Source organism: Lentimicrobium sp. S6 (assembly GCF_013166635.1).
Classification (GTDB): domain Bacteria; phylum Bacteroidota; class Bacteroidia; order Bacteroidales; family UBA12170; genus UBA12170.
This window is the reverse complement of sequence record NZ_JABKBZ010000002.1, coordinates 92,947-110,570: the sequence shown is the minus strand read 5'-3', so window position 1 is coordinate 110,570 and position 17,624 is coordinate 92,947. Positions and strand designations below refer to the sequence as shown.

At 35.8% G+C, this 17,624-nt stretch carries 15 protein-coding genes; 8 read left to right on the top strand and 7 right to left on the bottom strand.

The window, feature by feature from the left end; genetic code table 11:
• Nucleotides 1–19 precede the first annotated feature (19 nt).
• The 3 genes from HNS40_RS01435 (at nt 20) to HNS40_RS01425 (ending at nt 6,086) form a co-directional block, all read left to right on the top strand.
• Entirely contained in the window at nt 20–2,374 is a 2,355-nt protein-coding gene (locus HNS40_RS01435) for a M1 family aminopeptidase (RefSeq protein WP_172276488.1), read from the top strand.
• Nucleotides 2,375–2,382: 8 nt separating this feature from the next.
• A complete protein-coding gene (locus tag HNS40_RS01430; protein ID WP_172276485.1) occupies nt 2,383–3,054 on the top strand; it encodes a DNA alkylation repair protein in 672 nt (223 codons plus the stop codon).
• A 161-nt stretch (nt 3,055–3,215) separates the two neighbouring features.
• Nucleotides 3,216–6,086 (top strand): AsmA-like C-terminal region-containing protein, encoded by a 2,871-nt coding sequence (locus HNS40_RS01425; RefSeq protein ID WP_172276482.1) that lies wholly within the window; start codon nt 3,216–3,218, stop codon nt 6,084–6,086.
• Between the two features lie 521 nt (nt 6,087–6,607).
• On the opposite strand, the gene HNS40_RS01420 is transcribed toward HNS40_RS01425, so the two are convergent.
• Together HNS40_RS01420 and HNS40_RS01415 are read right to left on the bottom strand one after the other, a co-directional pair.
• On the bottom strand, nt 6,608–7,813 hold the full coding sequence (locus HNS40_RS01420; protein WP_172276479.1) for a C1 family peptidase: 1,206 nt from the start codon (nt 7,811–7,813) through the stop codon (nt 6,608–6,610).
• A gap of 264 nt (nt 7,814–8,077) precedes the next feature.
• Nucleotides 8,078–9,115, bottom strand: a complete 1,038-nt coding sequence (locus HNS40_RS01415) for a rhodanese-related sulfurtransferase (RefSeq protein WP_172276477.1) — start codon at nt 9,113–9,115, stop codon at nt 8,078–8,080.
• 137 nt (nt 9,116–9,252) lie between these two features.
• Here HNS40_RS01415 and HNS40_RS01410 point away from each other — a divergent pair, with 137 nt between their 5' ends.
• The 5 genes from HNS40_RS01410 to HNS40_RS01390 all read left to right on the top strand — a co-directional run bounded on the left by HNS40_RS01410 (nt 9,253) and on the right by HNS40_RS01390 (nt 13,417).
• Complete coding sequence (locus tag HNS40_RS01410) at nt 9,253–9,873, top strand: MarC family protein (protein WP_172276475.1); 621 nt, start codon at nt 9,253–9,255, stop codon at nt 9,871–9,873.
• Between the two features lie 486 nt (nt 9,874–10,359).
• Entirely contained in the window at nt 10,360–11,073 is a 714-nt protein-coding gene (locus HNS40_RS01405) for an ABC transporter ATP-binding protein (RefSeq protein WP_172276473.1), read from the top strand.
• A gap of 348 nt (nt 11,074–11,421) precedes the next feature.
• Nucleotides 11,422–11,799 carry a GxxExxY protein gene (locus HNS40_RS01400; protein WP_172276471.1) on the top strand — a complete coding sequence of 126 codons (378 nt, stop codon included), beginning with the start codon at nt 11,422–11,424 and terminating at the stop codon, nt 11,797–11,799.
• 599 nt (nt 11,800–12,398) lie between these two features.
• Nucleotides 12,399–12,980 carry an RNA polymerase sigma factor gene (locus tag HNS40_RS01395; protein WP_172276469.1) on the top strand — a complete coding sequence of 194 codons (582 nt, stop codon included), beginning with the start codon at nt 12,399–12,401 and terminating at the stop codon, nt 12,978–12,980.
• A 2-nt stretch (nt 12,981–12,982) separates the two neighbouring features.
• Complete coding sequence (locus HNS40_RS01390; RefSeq protein WP_172276467.1) at nt 12,983–13,417, top strand: hypothetical protein; 435 nt, start codon at nt 12,983–12,985, stop codon at nt 13,415–13,417.
• Between the two features lie 53 nt (nt 13,418–13,470).
• Here the strand turns inward: HNS40_RS01390 and HNS40_RS01385 are convergent, their stop codons facing one another.
• From HNS40_RS01385 to HNS40_RS01365, 5 genes are all read right to left on the bottom strand, one after another.
• Nucleotides 13,471–14,439 carry a glycosyltransferase family 9 protein gene (locus tag HNS40_RS01385; protein WP_172276465.1) on the bottom strand — a complete coding sequence of 323 codons (969 nt, stop codon included), beginning with the start codon at nt 14,437–14,439 and terminating at the stop codon, nt 13,471–13,473.
• Nucleotides 14,440–14,774: 335 nt separating this feature from the next.
• Entirely contained in the window at nt 14,775–15,161 is a 387-nt protein-coding gene (locus HNS40_RS01380; RefSeq protein WP_172276463.1) for a GxxExxY protein, read from the bottom strand.
• A gap of 181 nt (nt 15,162–15,342) precedes the next feature.
• Nucleotides 15,343–15,813, bottom strand: coding sequence for a WbuC family cupin fold metalloprotein (locus tag HNS40_RS01375; RefSeq protein ID WP_172276461.1), 471 nt, complete (start codon nt 15,811–15,813; stop codon nt 15,343–15,345).
• A 373-nt stretch (nt 15,814–16,186) separates the two neighbouring features.
• Nucleotides 16,187–16,840 carry an MBL fold metallo-hydrolase gene (locus HNS40_RS01370; RefSeq protein WP_172276460.1) on the bottom strand — a complete coding sequence of 218 codons (654 nt, stop codon included), beginning with the start codon at nt 16,838–16,840 and terminating at the stop codon, nt 16,187–16,189.
• Between the two features lie 68 nt (nt 16,841–16,908).
• Nucleotides 16,909–17,400 carry a hypothetical protein gene (locus tag HNS40_RS01365; RefSeq protein ID WP_172276459.1) on the bottom strand — a complete coding sequence of 164 codons (492 nt, stop codon included), beginning with the start codon at nt 17,398–17,400 and terminating at the stop codon, nt 16,909–16,911.
• Nucleotides 17,401–17,624: the final 224 nt, after the last annotated feature.

The window sequence follows — 17,624 nt, the reverse complement described above, 5'->3', positions numbered from 1 at the left end:
AAATATCAATTCAAAACACATGAAAAATCGTTTCCTTCTTTTATTGATTAGCAGCTTGTTTGTCTCTTCCTTTACTTTAGCTCAAAATCACCAAAATTGTAATCACCGAGTATCTTTCGAGAAAAGCAGTTTGAGTGACAGCTTGGATGTACAATCCTATCATATATTTATCGATTCCATCCTTTGGGATACCGATGAATTATATGCCAGAACTGATATTTCAATTAAATCTAAAGTAGATGATTTAGCCATTATCCCGTTGGAACTGATGAACCTGATAGTGGATGAAGTAAAAGTAGGTGGAGTCCAAACAGATAATTTTGAGCAAGTTGGAAAAAGATTAATCATAAATTTAGATGATTTGCTGATGGCAGATGACTTGGCCGAGCTCAGCATTAGTTACCATGGCACACCCTTTCACGAAAGCTGGGGAGGTTTTTACATTGACAATCAATATGCTTATAATCTTGGTGTTGGATTTGATATAGAACCTCATAACCTCGGGAAATCTTGGTTTCCTTGTATTGACGATTTTCATGATAGAGCAGTTTATGATGTGACGGTTAGGGTCGACGACCCTTTAAAAGCGGTGGCTGGTGGTTTATTGCAAGAAGTGATAGATCATGGAGATGGAAGCAAAAGTTATCATTGGCATTTAGCAGAAACTATTCCAACCTATTTGGCTTCTGTGGCAGTGGGTGATTATGTGATTCATGAAGATATTTACGGAGGCATTGATGGTGATATCCCAATTAAAATATATGCGCGTCCGGCGAATGCTAGTTCGGTAGAAGCCAGCTTTATTAACCTCAAAGAAATTTTGGCCTATTTTGAAGAAAACTTTGGAGCTTATCCATTCGAACGAGTTGGATATGTGGGCACCTCAATAGGAGCCATGGAACATGCTACAAATATTGCATATCCTAATTTTGCTATTGATGGAACCTTAGGATACGAAGGATTATATACCCACGAATTATCACATATGTGGTTTGGCGATCAAGTGACTTGTGCCAGTGCCCTCGACATGTGGTTAAACGAAGGTTGGGCTACTTTCTCTGCATTATTCTATATGGAGCAGGTTTATGATATTGAAACTTATAAAGCGGAAATGAGATACCATCATAAAGAAGTACTCAGAAACACACATTTTAAAGATGGTGACTATCTGGCTTTATATGGCATTTCTCACGATCTTACATATGGAAGCACGGTTTATGACAAAGGGGCAACCGTGGTTCAGAGCTTAAGAGGTTATTTAACTGATGAGGTTTTCTTTCCTGCCATAAAAGCCTATTTAAGCGCCTATGCATATGATTATGCCTCTTCCGAGAATATGAGAGACTTCCTCACCGACTTTACCGGCATTGATATGGCATATTTCTTTGAAGCCTATGTGTTTACTCCGGGTTTCTCCACTTTTGTTATCGACTCAATTCAGCATATTTCTGGAGATGAGTATACCATATATGCCCGCCAAAAGCTGAAAGGGAAAGAGGTGTTTGCTAATTCTAATAAAGTAGACATCACTCTGATGAATAACGATTGGGAGCAATTTGATGTGAGAATGGAATTTGATGGAGAAACAGGTTCTCAAACCTTCACTATACCTTTTGAACCCATTGTTGCCATGGTGGATTTGCATGAGAACTTTTGTGATGCCACCAGCGACGAAACTAAAATCATAAAGGAAACTGGAGAATATAATTTCGAGGATTCCTATTTCAAGTTAGAAGTGGAAGATATCAGCGATTCAGCTCTAATTCAGGTTTCTCACCATTGGGTAGCACCCGATACTCCAGAAAACCCTCAGGAAGGTCTTACTTTTTCTGATTATCGTTATTATGAGATTGATGGGATAGTCCCAAATAATTTTCAAGCAACCGGAATCTTTCGCTACTCTATGACCAGTAAACTCGATCATACCCTTATCAATGATGTTTTTGATAGTTTGGTGATATTATTCCGTCCAGATGCCTCCTCCCATTGGCATGGCATTCCTTTTGAAAGAACAGGAAGTCCATTTGCAGGATATATCTATGTTCCAAATATTCAGAAAGGACAATATACACTAGCGCTTTGGGCAGAGGAATTTGTGAGTATTAAAGAAGAAATAGTCATAAGACCCGAAGATTACCTTCAAAGCTATCCAAATCCATCTAATGGCAGAGTCTTTTTTGAGTTGATGATGCCAGAAGAGGGTAGTCTTTTAATTTTTGACCAAAGTGGAAAGCAAGTAGATTCTGTTTTTATTCAAGCCCATCAAGAATCCGCAAAATGGGATGGAAGAAGAATGCCAAAAGGGAGCTATCTGGTTCGTCTGATTAACAAAAATGGAATAGAGCTTTCTCAGCAAAAGATTATCATACAATAGTATGTTCTATGGATGCCTATAAATACTATCAGGAATTGGATGCTCGTTTGGAAGCCATTGCTATTGAAGCCAATGCCATTCCAATGAAGAAGTATATGAAAAACCATTTCGAATTCTATGGTATAAAATCTGTAGCTCGGAGAGCAGTAGTTTCTGCATTTATTAAGGAATTAGGAAGAATTTCGGAGGAGGGTTTAGATGAATTTGTTCGTCTTTGTTGGGACAATCCCTATCGTGAATTGCATTATGCCTGCCTAGATATTATTGAGAAAGAAAAAAAGCCAAAGATTGAGCGATTAGAGCTATACGAGTGGATGATTCTGCATCGTTCTTGGTGGGATTCGGTAGATGCTATAGCACCTAATCTGCTGGGTAGACTCCTCCAACAAAACCCGGAACTCATTAAAGAAAACACACTTCGATATGTGCAATCCAATGAGCTTTGGTTGCAAAGAACTGCCTTAATATTTCAATTGCGATACAAAACCGAAACAGATTTACCTCTGCTTTTTAATTACTGTGAAATGTTGGCTGAGCATAAAGATTTCTTCATCAGAAAAGCCATAGGCTGGAGCCTCCGTCAAGCTGGCAAGTTCTATCCCGATGTAGTAAAAGATTTTGTGGCAAAAACGGAGCTGAGTAATCTAAGTGTTAGAGAGGCTTTGAAGCATTTGGGCTAGAAGTGGAGGCAAAGGGCTGCCTTCCCCAAATAAGAATGAATCCCTATTATAGATAAAATATTAACCCTTAAAACTAAAAAGGAGGTTTAATAGCTAATATTTTAACCGAAAAAGTTTTTAGTTTTCTATCTTTACCCCATCATACCAAAAAAAAATTTCCAATGAAAAAATTCATCAAGTGGTTTCTTATCATTATCGTTTTTATTCTAGCTATATTGATTATTCTTCCCATGGCTTTCCAAGGAAAGATTACAAAGATTGCCAAACAAGAAATCAATAAGAATGTGAATGCAAGAGTCAATTTTGAGGAGGTTAAATTAAGTCTAATCACTTCTTTTCCAGATTTGAGTTTTAAGATGAATGAGATTTCTGTAATTGGAGTCGACCATTTTGAAGGAGATACTTTGGCCTATATTAAGCAGTTCCGATTAGACCTTGGTCTTTTAAGCATTTTAAACGACCCTATAGAAATTAAATCGATTATCTTCAAGCATCCTCAAGTTTATACCAAAGTTTTAGAAGATGGTAAAGCCAATTGGGATATTGCTTTGGAAGAGGAAACAGTAGAAGAGGAAACTTCAAACGATTCGGAACCGGCAATGGTTTTATCCTTGCGTAATTTTAGCATTATTGGTGCCGAAATCATATATGAAGATCAAAGCATGGATTTATTCACCAAAATGGAGAACTTGAACTTTAATCTTAGCGGCGACCTTTCGTCGGACTATACCACTCTATCCACCAAATCCACCATTGATGCTATGAGCCTTAAAATGGAGGGACTTTCCTATTTAAAGAAGGCCAAAATGGAACTCATTGCTGATTTAGAAACCGACTTAGTAAAATCAAAATATACTTTCAAAGAAAACATCCTCAAGGTTAATGAACTGGAATTGGGTTTCGATGGTTCTGTGGAAATGCCAAGTGATGACATTATCGTCGACATAGTTTTTGATGCTAAGCAAACAGCTTTTAAAAACATCCTCTCTTTAGTTCCTGCGGTATATATGACCGATTTTCAGGATTTAAAAACAGCTGGTCAACTATCATTAAAAGGAAAAGTAAAAGGAATCTATAATGAGAATCAATTGCCAGCTTTTAACCTGAATTTATTAGTGAAAGAGGCCATGTTCCAATATCCTGACCTTCCATCTAAAGTAGAGAATATCTCTATGGATTTAGCTATTGATAATGCAGATGGAATAGAAGATCATACGATTATCAATCTAAAGACATTCCATATGGATATGGCTGGAAATCCTTTCGATATGAATATGTTGGTCAAAACGCCTGTGAGTGATCCAAGTATTGATGGAAAGATAAATGGAACAATAGACTTAGGAAAGATGAAGGATTTACTTCCTTCTGAGGATATGAATATGTCCGGAACCATTAAAGCCAATATGGAAATGAAGGGAAAAATGTCATCCATAGAAAATGAAGATTATGAAGACTTTTATGCGGTAGGAAATATTGCTATTCAAAACCTAAACTATAAAGATACTGATTTACCTCAGGGTATTCATATAAAAAGTGCCAAAGCCATCATCTCTCCTCAATTTGTGAATCTAGATCATTTTAAAGCTGAAATAGGTGAAAGCGATATGAATATGAAAGGTAAAATAGAGAACTTCTTGGCTTTTTATTTCAAAGATGAACTGCTAAAAGGAGATTTCAGTTTTACTTCCAACAAACTGAATATGGCAGATTTGATGGGTGAAGAAACGGATGAATTAGAGAGCAATTCGGAGGAAGAGAGCGAGGAATTAGCGGTGATAGAAATCCCTAAAAACATAGATTTTACTCTAAACACTGAAATTGATGAGCTTCTATACGATAATATGGAGATTAAAAATATTAGAGGAGACCTTCAATTAAAAGACGGTATAGCTAGCTTGGATGATCTAAACATGAATATGCTGGATGGTAGTTTAAAGATGAACGGGCAATATTCGAGTCAGGATTTAGAAAAGCCCAGCTTCGATTTCGATATGGATGCTGTAAATTTCAATGTAAAAGAGACCTTTGAGACTTTCAATACCATTCAGAAAATAGCGCCTATTGCTAAAAACATGGAAGGAAATATTTCTGCAAAAATGAATATCGATGGAATCCTCCTACAAAATATGGAACCTGATTTGGGGACAGTAAACAGCAAAGGTAGACTTCAATCTAATAGTTTGGCCATAAAAAATGCAGAGCTATTTAAGCAGGTGGGGAGTTTAATCAAGTCGGACAAGTTCAATCAACTCTCGCTAGATAATATGGATTTGACTTATACCATGACCAATGGAAATATTGATCTGAAGCCTTTCGACACCAAATTTGGGAAATCAAAAATGACCATTGGCGGATCCCAGAATATCAATCAAAACATTGACTATTATATGGATTTCAACATTCCAAGTTCAGAATTAGGTTCACAGGCCAATGCTGTGGCCTCTCAATTATTTGCTGAAGCAGGGAAATTAGGTTTGGATGTTCAGACTCCTGAAACCATCAAATTCAAAGCCTTAATTGGAGGAACATTAAGTCAACCTAAAGTAGGTTTAGATTTAAAGAATTCAGCTTCAAATATGGCTGATGATTTAAAGAAACAAGCAGAACTTAAGCTAAAGCAAGAAAAAGATAAAGCCAAGAAGCAGGCTATTGACGAGGCGAAAAAGCAAGCTGCTCAACTCATGGCTGAAGCTGACAAGCAAGGGAAGAAGTTAATCTCAGAAGCCCAGAAAGTAGCCAGTCAAGCCAAAGCAGAAGCCAACAAACAAGCAGATATAGCTAAAGCTGAGACTTACAAACAGGCAGATGCATTAATCAAAGAAGCTGGTGATGATACCATGAAAAAACTTATAGCAAAAACAGCTGCAGACAAGCTAAAAGCCGAAGCGGATAAAACCGCAGAAAACTTTAAAAAGGAAGCTGCTGCACAAGCCGACAAAGGAGTAAACGTAGCTAAGAAACAATCTGATGCTCTAAAAGTAACAGCTAAAAAGCAAGGTGATGCCTTAATTGTTAAGGCTGAGAAGGTGTAAACCTAAATGTGCTGGCTTGGAAATGCTTTCGGAGCCTTAAAACGTTTGGACAATCGAAAAAAATTCCGTTTGAGTGGTAACTAACTATTGAATCTTTAATTGATATCAGGGCCTCAATCCTCTACGAGGCTTTGATCCCTTAAAAACATCTGCTGGTTGAGATATTTTTCTGTTGTTGAAATTAAGCTCTCTTATACAAGAAGCATATCTGCAGAGAAGCTATGGCACAGAGTTGCACAAAGGAAGCACAGAGATTCTCAAAGTGGTTGATACTTTGGGCCATAAATTTAAGTCGTATATATAATTGGAGTACAATTTCGGTTGAGCTCGAATACAAAATAAGCAAACTGCTCAGGCGGAAATGATTTCCGCCGCTAAGAATAAGGTAAGCACTTTTATGCTGACTTGGAAATGATTTCCAAGCTTTGAGCCTAGTCATATATGGAACCTGAATACAATTCTGATTGAGCTGGGAAATTCGCGATAATTAGCCAAATTAGTGAAAATTCGTAGACAGAAACCTACTTAATCCCAAGTTTACTCTTAATAGCAGCAGGAATAGCATCCTTATGAATCATAATACTGATAGTTTTTGATTGCATATAAGGCGTTGAGGCAAAGAAAAAACCTTCATAAGGACTTCCTTTTTCGCTCCAGCTATTTTTTACTTTATAGAAAGTTTCTCCTCTTTGGTCTTTGGCAACAGCTGTAAGAAGCATCAAGTGATCGTCTTTGGTTTTATAATTATCAAAAGCCTCTTGTCTTAATGCTTGAGTGATTACTTTTTCAGCCACTGGCACATCAAAACTATAGAGTTTTTCGCTCTTTTCCTTCTCGTCCAACTCTTCCCATTTCTCACTTTCCATACCAGCTAACTCAGGCTTCTCAGCATCAGGAATAATGGCTACTCCATTCTTCCAACTAAAGCCTTTTTCACTAACATCAGCATCCCATGCTACTGAATAACCATTCATTAAGGCACTTTCTATCACTTCTATCATTTCGTCTAAAGGAAGGTTATAATACTCAGCCAACATCCAGTTGTCGGGGATTTCTAAAATAAAAGTCTCATAAAATGGGTGGTGATTAAAAGAAGTGATTTCCACATAATCATCCATATTTAAACCTAATTCATCAGCATAAGATTGGGTTGTAAATTCTTTACCATCCTCAGAAAATGTTTCAGGAACTTCACCTAAATAAGCATCTAAAATGCCATCGAAACCATTGTGCCAAGCAGCACTTAGTTTTCGGTTCTTATTCATAATGACTGTACTTACATAGGCATCTAACAAAGCATCTAATTCACCATGAACGTGTTTTTCTTCACCATATTCAAGACCAGCATAAGCATCTTCTGTGATGGCTCCGTGATTGGCAAAAACCCAAGTGACATCGTGGAAATTACCTCCTCCTCCAAAGTTGAGGTTACCATGCCAGCGAACGGTGTTTATGGCTTTTTGACTGTAGGCATTTCTAACCACAAACATCTCAGATAAATCTACTTCTCCTTTTCCTAATCGTATCAATTCTGTTTCTAAGAAGGCCGTACCTCCAAAACTCCAACATGTTCCAGAACGATATTGATTTTTTACGGCAGAAGTTGGAACTTCGTTGATAATAGTGAATTCGTAGGCTTTTTTGTCCTCTTCTTTTTTATCCTTCTTCTTTGCTAATACTGGCAATGTCAATACTAGGGCCAATAGAAAAATGCTTCCTTTTTTCATCTCTATATAATTTGATATCTGATTATAATTAAACATCAAATTTAGAAATTATTTTATGTCTAATAGACTATGGTTTAGAATTGTCTCCTTATTTAGAATGATGAGCAAATATGAATCTCTATAGTCTTTAGAAAAGAAAAAATTGGTTATTACACAAAAAACTCAAAGAAGGCACAAAAACCACAAAAAATGGCAATTAGGAAAATAGCTATATTGTATAATATATCCAATCAGTGAGAATTCGTGAAATCCGTGGACAAACATTTATACTACTGGTTCTTCTTTTCTTAATTTCGACATAGTTAAGCTCTTTCGGTACCTCCTACCACTTTTCGTAATAATGGGATGCGCAACCGGATCGATGGAACGAAGATGATTTTCTTCTTTACATTCATCTGAACAGCAATTTCCATACTGCTCGGCACATGAAGGACACTGGATAAACAAGAGATGACAAGAATCGTTGGCGCAGTTTTTATGGGTATCGAAAGCCGTTCCACATTGATGGCAAGAAGCCAATACTTGTCCGTTTACATCTTCAGCCATGCGGGCATCAAACACAAAGTTTTTGCCCATAAATTTTGATTTTAAACCCAAAGGCTTAATCTGTCTCACATACTCCAGAACACCGCCAAGCAATTGGTTTACATCATTAAAACCATGATGCTTTAAATAAGCACTGGCTTTTTCACAGCGGATTCCTCCGGTACAATATAATAGTACTTTTTTATCTTTTTGCTCTTTCAATAAATCTACTGCAATTTCCAATTCCTCTCTAAATGTGTCTGCTTCGGGACAAATGGCATTTTCAAACCTGCCTATTTCGCTTTCATAGAGATTCCTCATATCCACAACCACTGTGTTTTCTTTTCCTAATTGCTCGTGAAACTCTACTCCAGAAAGGTGCTTCCCCACATTTGTCACATCAAAATCGCCATCTTTCAATCCATCCGCCACTAGTTTTGGTCGAACTTTTATGGTTAATTTATAGAACGATTTACCATCATCTTCTACGGCATATTTAATGGGGATTTCCTTGAAAATCTCATGTTTTTTTAAGCTTTCCATAAAAGCCTCAAAATAGTGTTCAGGCACACTCATTTGTGCATTAATACCTTCTCTGGCTACATAAATCCTACCCAAGCAATTAAAGTTGTTCCATTCTTTATATATTTCATCACGAAATTCTTGAGGATGGTCTAAATAGAAATATCGATAAAAGGAAATCGTTTTTCTTTTGAAGGTTTCTTGCATGAGTTGTTCTTTCAACACTTCACGGTTGATGGTATTATGTAAAGGCATGTTCTAGATTTTTTAGGTGGGCGCAAATTTAGGCTTATGATTGCTGATTCCCTTCGTATTATTTATTAATAAAATGTGAAAAACTAGATTTAGCCTAAATTTGATTATTTTAGCATTGATAACTCAAAATCAGTAAAATGGATGAATTTCTAGCCACTTTTGTATTCTTCTTTGCTGTGATAGATCCCATTGGAACCATTCCTGTTTTTATTGCAGTTACAACAGGTTATAATGAAAAGCAGAAGAGGAAGATTGCTCTAAAAGCTGTTCTAATTTCAGCTATTGTTCTATTATTCTTTATTGCGGTAGGTGAATTAATACTAAATGCCATCAATATTCCACTGTCTGCATTTCAAATAGCTGGAGGAATTGTACTTTTTATATTTGCCATGACCATGATATTTGGTAAAGGAAAACCCGAAGAGGAGAAAGAAATGATAAGCAGTGTAAGCGAGACCGCCGTATATCCTTTAGCCATGCCTTCTATTGCTAGTCCTGGAGCCATGTTAGCAGCTGTTTTACTAACTGAAAACAGCAGGTTTAGTTTATGGGAGCAAGCACAATCTTCAGCTGCTATGCTTGGAGTTTTGGCTCTTGTATTACTATTTATGCTGGGAGCCAGTAAAATACATAAGTATATAGGCGATAGTGGTGCAAGTATTATAAGCCGGGTGATGGGATTGATTTTAGCATCTGTAGCAGTGAGTTCTGTTCTTCATGGCATCGATATTTACTTCCAAATCCTAACTTTGGGATAATGATGGCAATTGGAAAACACAATAACAGCGTTATCCTCACCATTTAAATCAGTCATCCCGATGATTTCTATCGGGACTCTTGGTTTAAATTGTTCGAAAGCCTCATTCTTGATGCTTTCCTTAAAGCCTCTACAATAATGCTAATCTTATAAGGATATTAAAAATGAATTGACTAAATAGAGCCTGCCCATAAAGTCGAGTGTTTGAACTATAAAGTTCAAGTTCTAGGCGTGTGAAAAATCAAAACCACAGAATACTAGCGTATTTGAGGATTTGGATTTTGAGCAATAACGACGAAATTGGACTTTATAGACGAACACTAAATAAGGTTGTAATCTTTATCAGTTTACTGCGTCATAAACCTGAAAAATAGTTAAGGCTATCTTATAATGCGAACTAAAGAAACAAAAAGTCTTTAGAAATGTTAATTGCAACTAGAGCTAAGCCTAATTTTTATACTTTTGATTCAATTAGAAAATTATACCCATGGACCAAGTCATTAAGATACGAGACATAGCAAAACACTATCAAGTAGGAACCCAATTGGTGAAAGCCATTAGAACCATTAGCCTTGATATTAAAAAGAACGAATATGTAGCATTAATGGGACCTTCAGGTTCAGGGAAATCTACATTGATGAATATTCTTGGCTGTTTAGATACGCCAACCCGTGGGGAGTATTTTTTAGCTGGTGATGATGTAAGTAAACTTGATGATAATGCTTTGGCAGATATCCGTAACCGTCAAATTGGTTTCGTTTTCCAGACATTTAATCTTTTACCACGTTCTTCGGCATTAGAGAATGTGATGCTGCCATTGATTTATGCGGGTTATAACAAAAAACAACGCACCGAAATGGCAACAGAAACATTAGATAATGTTCAGTTAGCCGACAGAATGGATCATAAACCCAATGAACTTTCAGGTGGACAAAGACAGAGGGTGGCTGTGGCACGGGCATTGGTAAACAAACCTGCTATTATTCTTGCTGATGAGCCCACTGGAAACTTAGATTCTAAAACATCAGTGGAGATTATGGCCCTTTTTGAAGAGATTCACGATCAAGGTAACACCGTAATTGTGGTTACTCACGAGGAGGATATTGCCCAACATGCCCACCGTATCATTCGATTGAAAGATGGAGAAATTTTTTCTGACAAGAAGAATCCTAATATTAAGCGCTTGCTTCAGAAGGTTTAGTTAGTAGTTACAGTTAACAGCCAATAGTGAACAGTTGTGGGCTTTTTTAAAGTTCTAAGTTTATACCCTTGTATTTCTTTTTATTTTCTTTGTATGATATTGAAGTTTATATAGTTTCACGCCAAGACGCGAAGTTGAAATTAGGCCAAGAACGCTAAGGGAATTCCTCAAAAAATACATGATAAACAATTAAGGTTTAGGGAGGTAAGGAAAAACCCTTATGCGCACTTTGCGAAAAACCTTTGCATTTTCTTTGCGTGAAACTTTTGGCATTTTATTCGCGAGAAACCTAAACTCCAAAGTAATAGTCATTTTTATTAACTTTGAATTCCCTCAAAAATTAACATCATGACAGAAAATGAATTATCCTATAAAGTTATTGGAGCAGTAATTGAGTTGCATAAAAATATTGGCCCAGGATTATTGGAGTCAGCTTATGAAAATGCACTGGCATATGACTTAAGGGAATTAGGATTCGAGGTTAAACAGCAAGTTCCGATGCCATTTATTTACAAAGAAATCAAGCAGAATATTGGCTACAGAGTGGACCTAATGATTAACAGCAAAATTATCCTAGAAATTAAATCAGTTGATACTCTCGCTCCTGTTCATTATTCACAAACCCTTACCTACCTGAGGCTATCTGGAATAAAATTGGGACTACTGATTAATTTCAATACAAAATATGTGAAAAATGAAATTCATAGAGTAGTTAATAATTTGTAGTTTGATTTCACGCAAAGACGCGAAGTTGAAATTACGCCAAGAACGCTAAGGGAATTCCTCAAAAAACAGATGGTAAACACTTAAGGTTTAGGGAAGTAAGAAATATCCTTATGCGCGCTTTGCGAGAAACCTAAACTCAAAGTAATAGTCATTTGCACGAAGTTGGAATTACGCCAAGAAGCTTAAGAGAAAAGTACAAGAGGCAGATAATCAATGCTTAATAATGATGAAATATGGGAAGCCCTTATGCGCACTTTGCGAAAAACCTTTGCATGTTCTTTGCGAGATATTACCTATTGAAGGTGCTACTTGCATTAAGCATGGTTACATTTTTTTCTTATCCATTACGCACCATGGTTTAATCGTAGTCTTCTTAAATAATAACAATCCATATTTGCAATGATGTCTATTCACATTGTATCTTGGGCACATCCTAATTAGAATAGATTCATAAATCATTAATAAGCAATTAAATAAGAATGTATATTTTAACCTAAATGAAACTAATGTTAACAGGGTTTAACTATTCATATGATGAAAATTACGGAATTTTGTAACCGAAGTTCAATTTATCCGTCATAATAATTGAAGATGAAATCATGACCTTTCAAGAAGACCATATTTACATAGAGAAAATCAAAAAAGGAGATGCCTCCGCTTTCGCCAGTTTGGTTGAAAAGCATAAGGATATGGTATTTACTATCATTGTAAAGATTGTCAAGAAATCGGAGGATGCTGAAGAGATTGCTCAGGATGTATTCTTAAAGGTATTTGAGAAGCTAGAAGGTTTTAGAGGGGATTCCCGTTTTTCTACATGGTTGTACAGAATAGCATATAATGCAGCCATTTCGAAGACCAGAAAAAGAAGACTCGAAGTAGAAGCTTTAGATGATTTCACCATCAGCAATTATTCAGTGGATGAGGTGAAGGAAGAATTGGAGTCGATAGATGCAGAAGAACAACAGGCATTATTAAAAGAGGCCATGGAAAGCCTTTCTGATGATGACTATTTGATTATAAAGCTGTTTTATCTGGAAGAATCCTCTGTAAAAGACATCAGCACAGTAACCGGTTTAAGCCAAGCCAATGTGAAGGTGAAATTACATAGGATTAGAAAGAAATTATACTGCAGCATGAAGGATTCCATGGAAAAAGTAATTGATAATATTGTAAATTTGTAGTTATGAATCAGGACGAACATATAGAAGATTTATTTTTAAAAGCCTTAATTAAGAATGATGGTTTAAAAACTCCTTCAAAGGATTTTACCAAAACCATTATGGCTAAAATACCTTCAGGAAAAGTTGTAGTAGAAGAATCCTCACGTTTTGTAGGGAAAAACCTCACCATGTTTATCTTTTTCTTGGTGGGTATTATTAACCTGGTCATCATGTATTTTATTTGGCCTTACCTAAGTGTATGGATTCCAGAAAATAGCATCTTGGCTTTTATGTTAGAAAATGCGAATAGCTTTATATCTCAGCATGTTTCACAATTATTTGATCGCTCTGCAACTATTTCCTTGCTTCTTATTATTGGACTTGGATTGTTTATCATTCTAGGTAGAGACGAGACCATGGATGGTTTGCATAAGCTTTATAAGAAATTGCCCATTTAATTAAATAGCTTCTCTCAGTTATTGCAAGGATTTAAATCCTCAGCCTTACTTTCTTAATTTCCAATCACAGAAAAATCCTGTTTCATCATGCAATCGAAATGCTTCTTAGGGCAATTATTATATCCTAATTTGCTGCAAGGTCGACAAGATAGATTTTTTACTTCCAAGATAACAGATAGCTCTGGGTTTTTAGGCATATATGGGTACATCCCAAATTCAGGAACGGTATTTCCCCAAACTGAGTATATTCTCTTTTGATAAGCTGCAGCAATATGCATAAGCCCGGTATCGCTACTAACTACAAATTGGCTTCTTCTAATGATTTCAGCACTTTCGTTGAGATTACTTTTGCCGGCTGCAATAAATGCCTTTTGAGGATGTTTTTGAGCAACCTTTTCTGCTATTTCTAAATCACCTTTCCCGCCTAGTAGGACTACTGGAATACTTATTTTACTAATCAACTCGTTCAGCTTTTCTTCTGGAATTTGCTTGGTGAAATAGGTGCCTCCAATAACGATAGCTGCAAAATTATTCTGAATAGACTCCTCTAATCCCTTTATGTTTTTCTGTTCTTCAAGTCCGCTATAATATTCTAAGCCTTTATGATCGTTAGTAACTCCAATCTTATTTAAGGTATCAAAATAGCGATGAACAATATGTACATCGGGCATTCGGTTTTTTTTGAATCTAACCAAGAGCCACTTTTGCCTATTGAGCTTATCGAAACTAGAAGTGGGCTTTTTTAAATACGATTTAATTCTTAAGCTCCTCAAATTTTTATGCAAATCGACAATAAAATCATATTGCTCTATTTTTAGTTGAGGAAGGATATCAGAAAGCTTGTCTTCTAGCACAAATAATCTATCGATATGAGGATTATGCTCAAGAGTAGCGGCATAGGCCTTTTTAGTGATATAGTGGATTTCAGTATCGGGTTTCTGTGCTTTGATGGCACGAAGCAAGGGAGTAGTAAGTATAATATCGCCAATGGAACTAAACCTGATGATTAAAATCTTTTGCATTTGGCAAATTTAGGAAAGTTTTAGGGAAAGGGGAACGCTAATTTCCGCTAATTTAAATTGGATTTTGATTGTTGTGTAGAGGAACGCTAATTTCTGCTAATTTGAATTGGATTTTGATTGTTATGTAGTGGAACGCTAATTTCCGCTAATTTAAATTGGATTTTGATTGATATGTAGTGGAACGCTAATTTCCGCTAATTTGAATTGAATTTTGATTGTTAAGTAGTGGAGCGCTAATTTCCGCTAATTTGTATTGATTGTTGAGAAGGCGAATGCTGATTTTCGCGAATAGAGCTTGCTGGTTCGCATTAATAAATTGGTAGATGCTTTATTTGTTACATTCTCAATGTGTTCGCAAATCTTTTGATGGATATTTTTGGACTTCCAAAATTCACAAGTAAACCAAGCGGTTTGTTAGTAGCTTTTAGATAGTTTAGAATTTGAGATTCATGTTCTTTGCTTGTTTTTTCTACTGCCTTAATTTCGATAATGATATCTTCAAAGCATAAGAAGTCAGCGTAGAACTTTTTATTCAATATTTTGTTTTTATAAATGATATTCATCCCCAATTGTTCCTTAAATGGGATATTAAGTTCAGTAAACTCAAGTGCAAGTGCTTCTTGATAAACGGATTCTAGAAACCCTGGGCCAAGTTCATTATATACTGCAAAGAATGCTCCACTTATCAGGTAGCTTTCTTCTGGAAGGATGAGTTGATGCATGAGACTATTTTCAGGTAAAATTACGGATATTTATTTAAATGAGGATTATAGGCAAAGTATTAATCAAGTCATGATATGGGTTAATAAATATCTAATGATATTCCATATTTCACATCATTTTAAAATACAAGCAGCGATAATTAGCGTGCGATTAGCAGAAATTAGCGTTCCTTTTATTTTTTTAAAGACCAAGTTTATCAAGCAATCGCCGATTATATTCTTGGCAATCATCATCCCCTTCAGCAGGAGCCCATGTGGCGAAGTTTTTATCTACGCTAGGATCGTAGGGACCATCTTTTATCTCGTAGGCTACCGAACCTTCTTCCAAACAGATGAGTGTATGCCAGGAACCAATTGGGATTTCTCCTCCATAATTTCCTTTTTTGGGATCTAGTACGATATGATCTATGATGTTTCCCCTCTCATCGAACTCAATTAAAACAATTCTTCCTCGTAAAACAAAAAATGCCTCCACCTTATCCGGATCTTCATGTTTATGGGCTTGGATATAGGTGTCTGGTTCCATGGCATTGAGCATCCTCTGCAAAGTAGCAGCATCTTCTTTATGGAAATTATAATTCATTCTTCGTCTTTGAGAAGTTTTGGCCTTGGTCGAGTATTGAGAAATAAGGGCATCGTCTATCTTTATCATGTGTTTTTATTTTAAAGATAATGATATTTTTGAAATCTAACAGGAGGTTCAAGTAGATTGTTTTCTTGCTGTTTCATACCTTCTACTCCAAACTCTTTTGCGTTCTTTGCGATTTATCTTTGCGATTTCTTTGCGTGAAATAAATTGCACATCAGGAATAGATTCCTAGAAATTGGTTTTAACTTTAAGTACTTTAATACACTTTAAGTACTCTAAGTACTTCTCTTTTTGCATGAATTTAACCTCTTTGGAATTCATCTTCTAACCTTAACTAGTTTTCCTAAGTACTTCTAATATCATCTCCGAAGGCCTTTGATCTTTTATCCCGCAACTTTTAACTTTAAGTACTTTAATATACTTTAAGACCTTCTTTCTAATGCACCTCTCCAAAATGAAGAAATGGATTATTAGCTTGTTCATGAGCAATACTCGACTGTGGGCCATGACCAGGATAAACTACAAAATCGCCAGGTAATTGGAATAGCTTATTATTTATGCTCGCCAAAAGCACATCTAAATCACCGGTGGGCAAATCGGTGCGACCAATGCTTTCTCTAAAAAGAACATCTCCAGTGATGACGAATTTATCGCTATGACTCACAAAGCAAAGACTACCATCGGCATGGCCTGGTGTATTGAGGATTTCTAATTCACTATTCCCGAATTTAATGCTTTCTCCTTCATCAATAAAAATTTGAGGAGGGAGTATTTCTGCAATTTGCATTCCATAAACAGCTGCTTGTTTGGTCGCGTTTTCTGTAAATTGGATGCCATCTTTATGTGCTGCATAATCCATCTGATGATGTTCTTTCAAAAATGGAGCTCCAAAACAATGGTCAAAATGACAATGGGTATTATAAACACCCTTAAGCGATAACCCTTCGCTTTGTAGAAGTTTAGCTATCACTTGGTATTCTTGTTCTGAACTGAAAGAAGGATCGACAATGATGGCCTCTTTGGTCTCGACCCAAAGCACATAACAATTACATTGAAAAGGATTGAAGGGAAGTATTTTGATTTGAATCATTTGTTTAAAATTTTGACAAAAATAATAGTTTTTGCTTAGTGATGAACACTAATTATAAGGTCCTAAGATTATTCTTTCTCCAAAAGTTCAATTTGTTTTTCTAGCTCTGCTTTTCTATTAAAATCTAATTGATGAAAAGCTTCTTTACTCTTTTGGAAATCCATTAGCTTGTAGATGAAAAAAGCTATGAACAGAGCTGAAATTGTGATGTATAGAAAAAGAGGAGGTTGTTTTTTAAGGATTAATCCATTTTGATTTTGAATATAAATCATGGATGAGATGACCATAATCCCAATGGCATAGATAAAACTTGATTTTGTATCCTTTTTCTTTTTAATATATTCTTTTTCTAGGCTTGTAAACTCCAATACTTTTTCATCTAATTGATCGAGGATTTTATTTTTAGCCTTCTCCAGTTTTTCTTTATTGTATTTTTTTTGCTTGAGGATGGTAATAGTAAAAAGAATAGATTCGAATTCCTTTAAATTTCCTTGCTTAAGTAAGGAAATGAGCTCTTGATCTGTTTTTTCCTCTAGCTCTTTGAAAATACTATCATTCATACTTTGAGATTTTGGGTTTTATTATGAAGAACCAAAATTAGAGTAAAATGAGATAGGTCTGTATTTTTTTGTCAGATTCTCAAAAATTATGATTTAGGTAGCTCGTGACCAGAAAGATTTTAGAAGGGCCGTAAACGGTAATTTATTATTACCTTTATCTCGAGCATTAATATTAAATTATGTAAACTAAATCCCAAATAGCTACTACGTTTTATTGGTTAGGA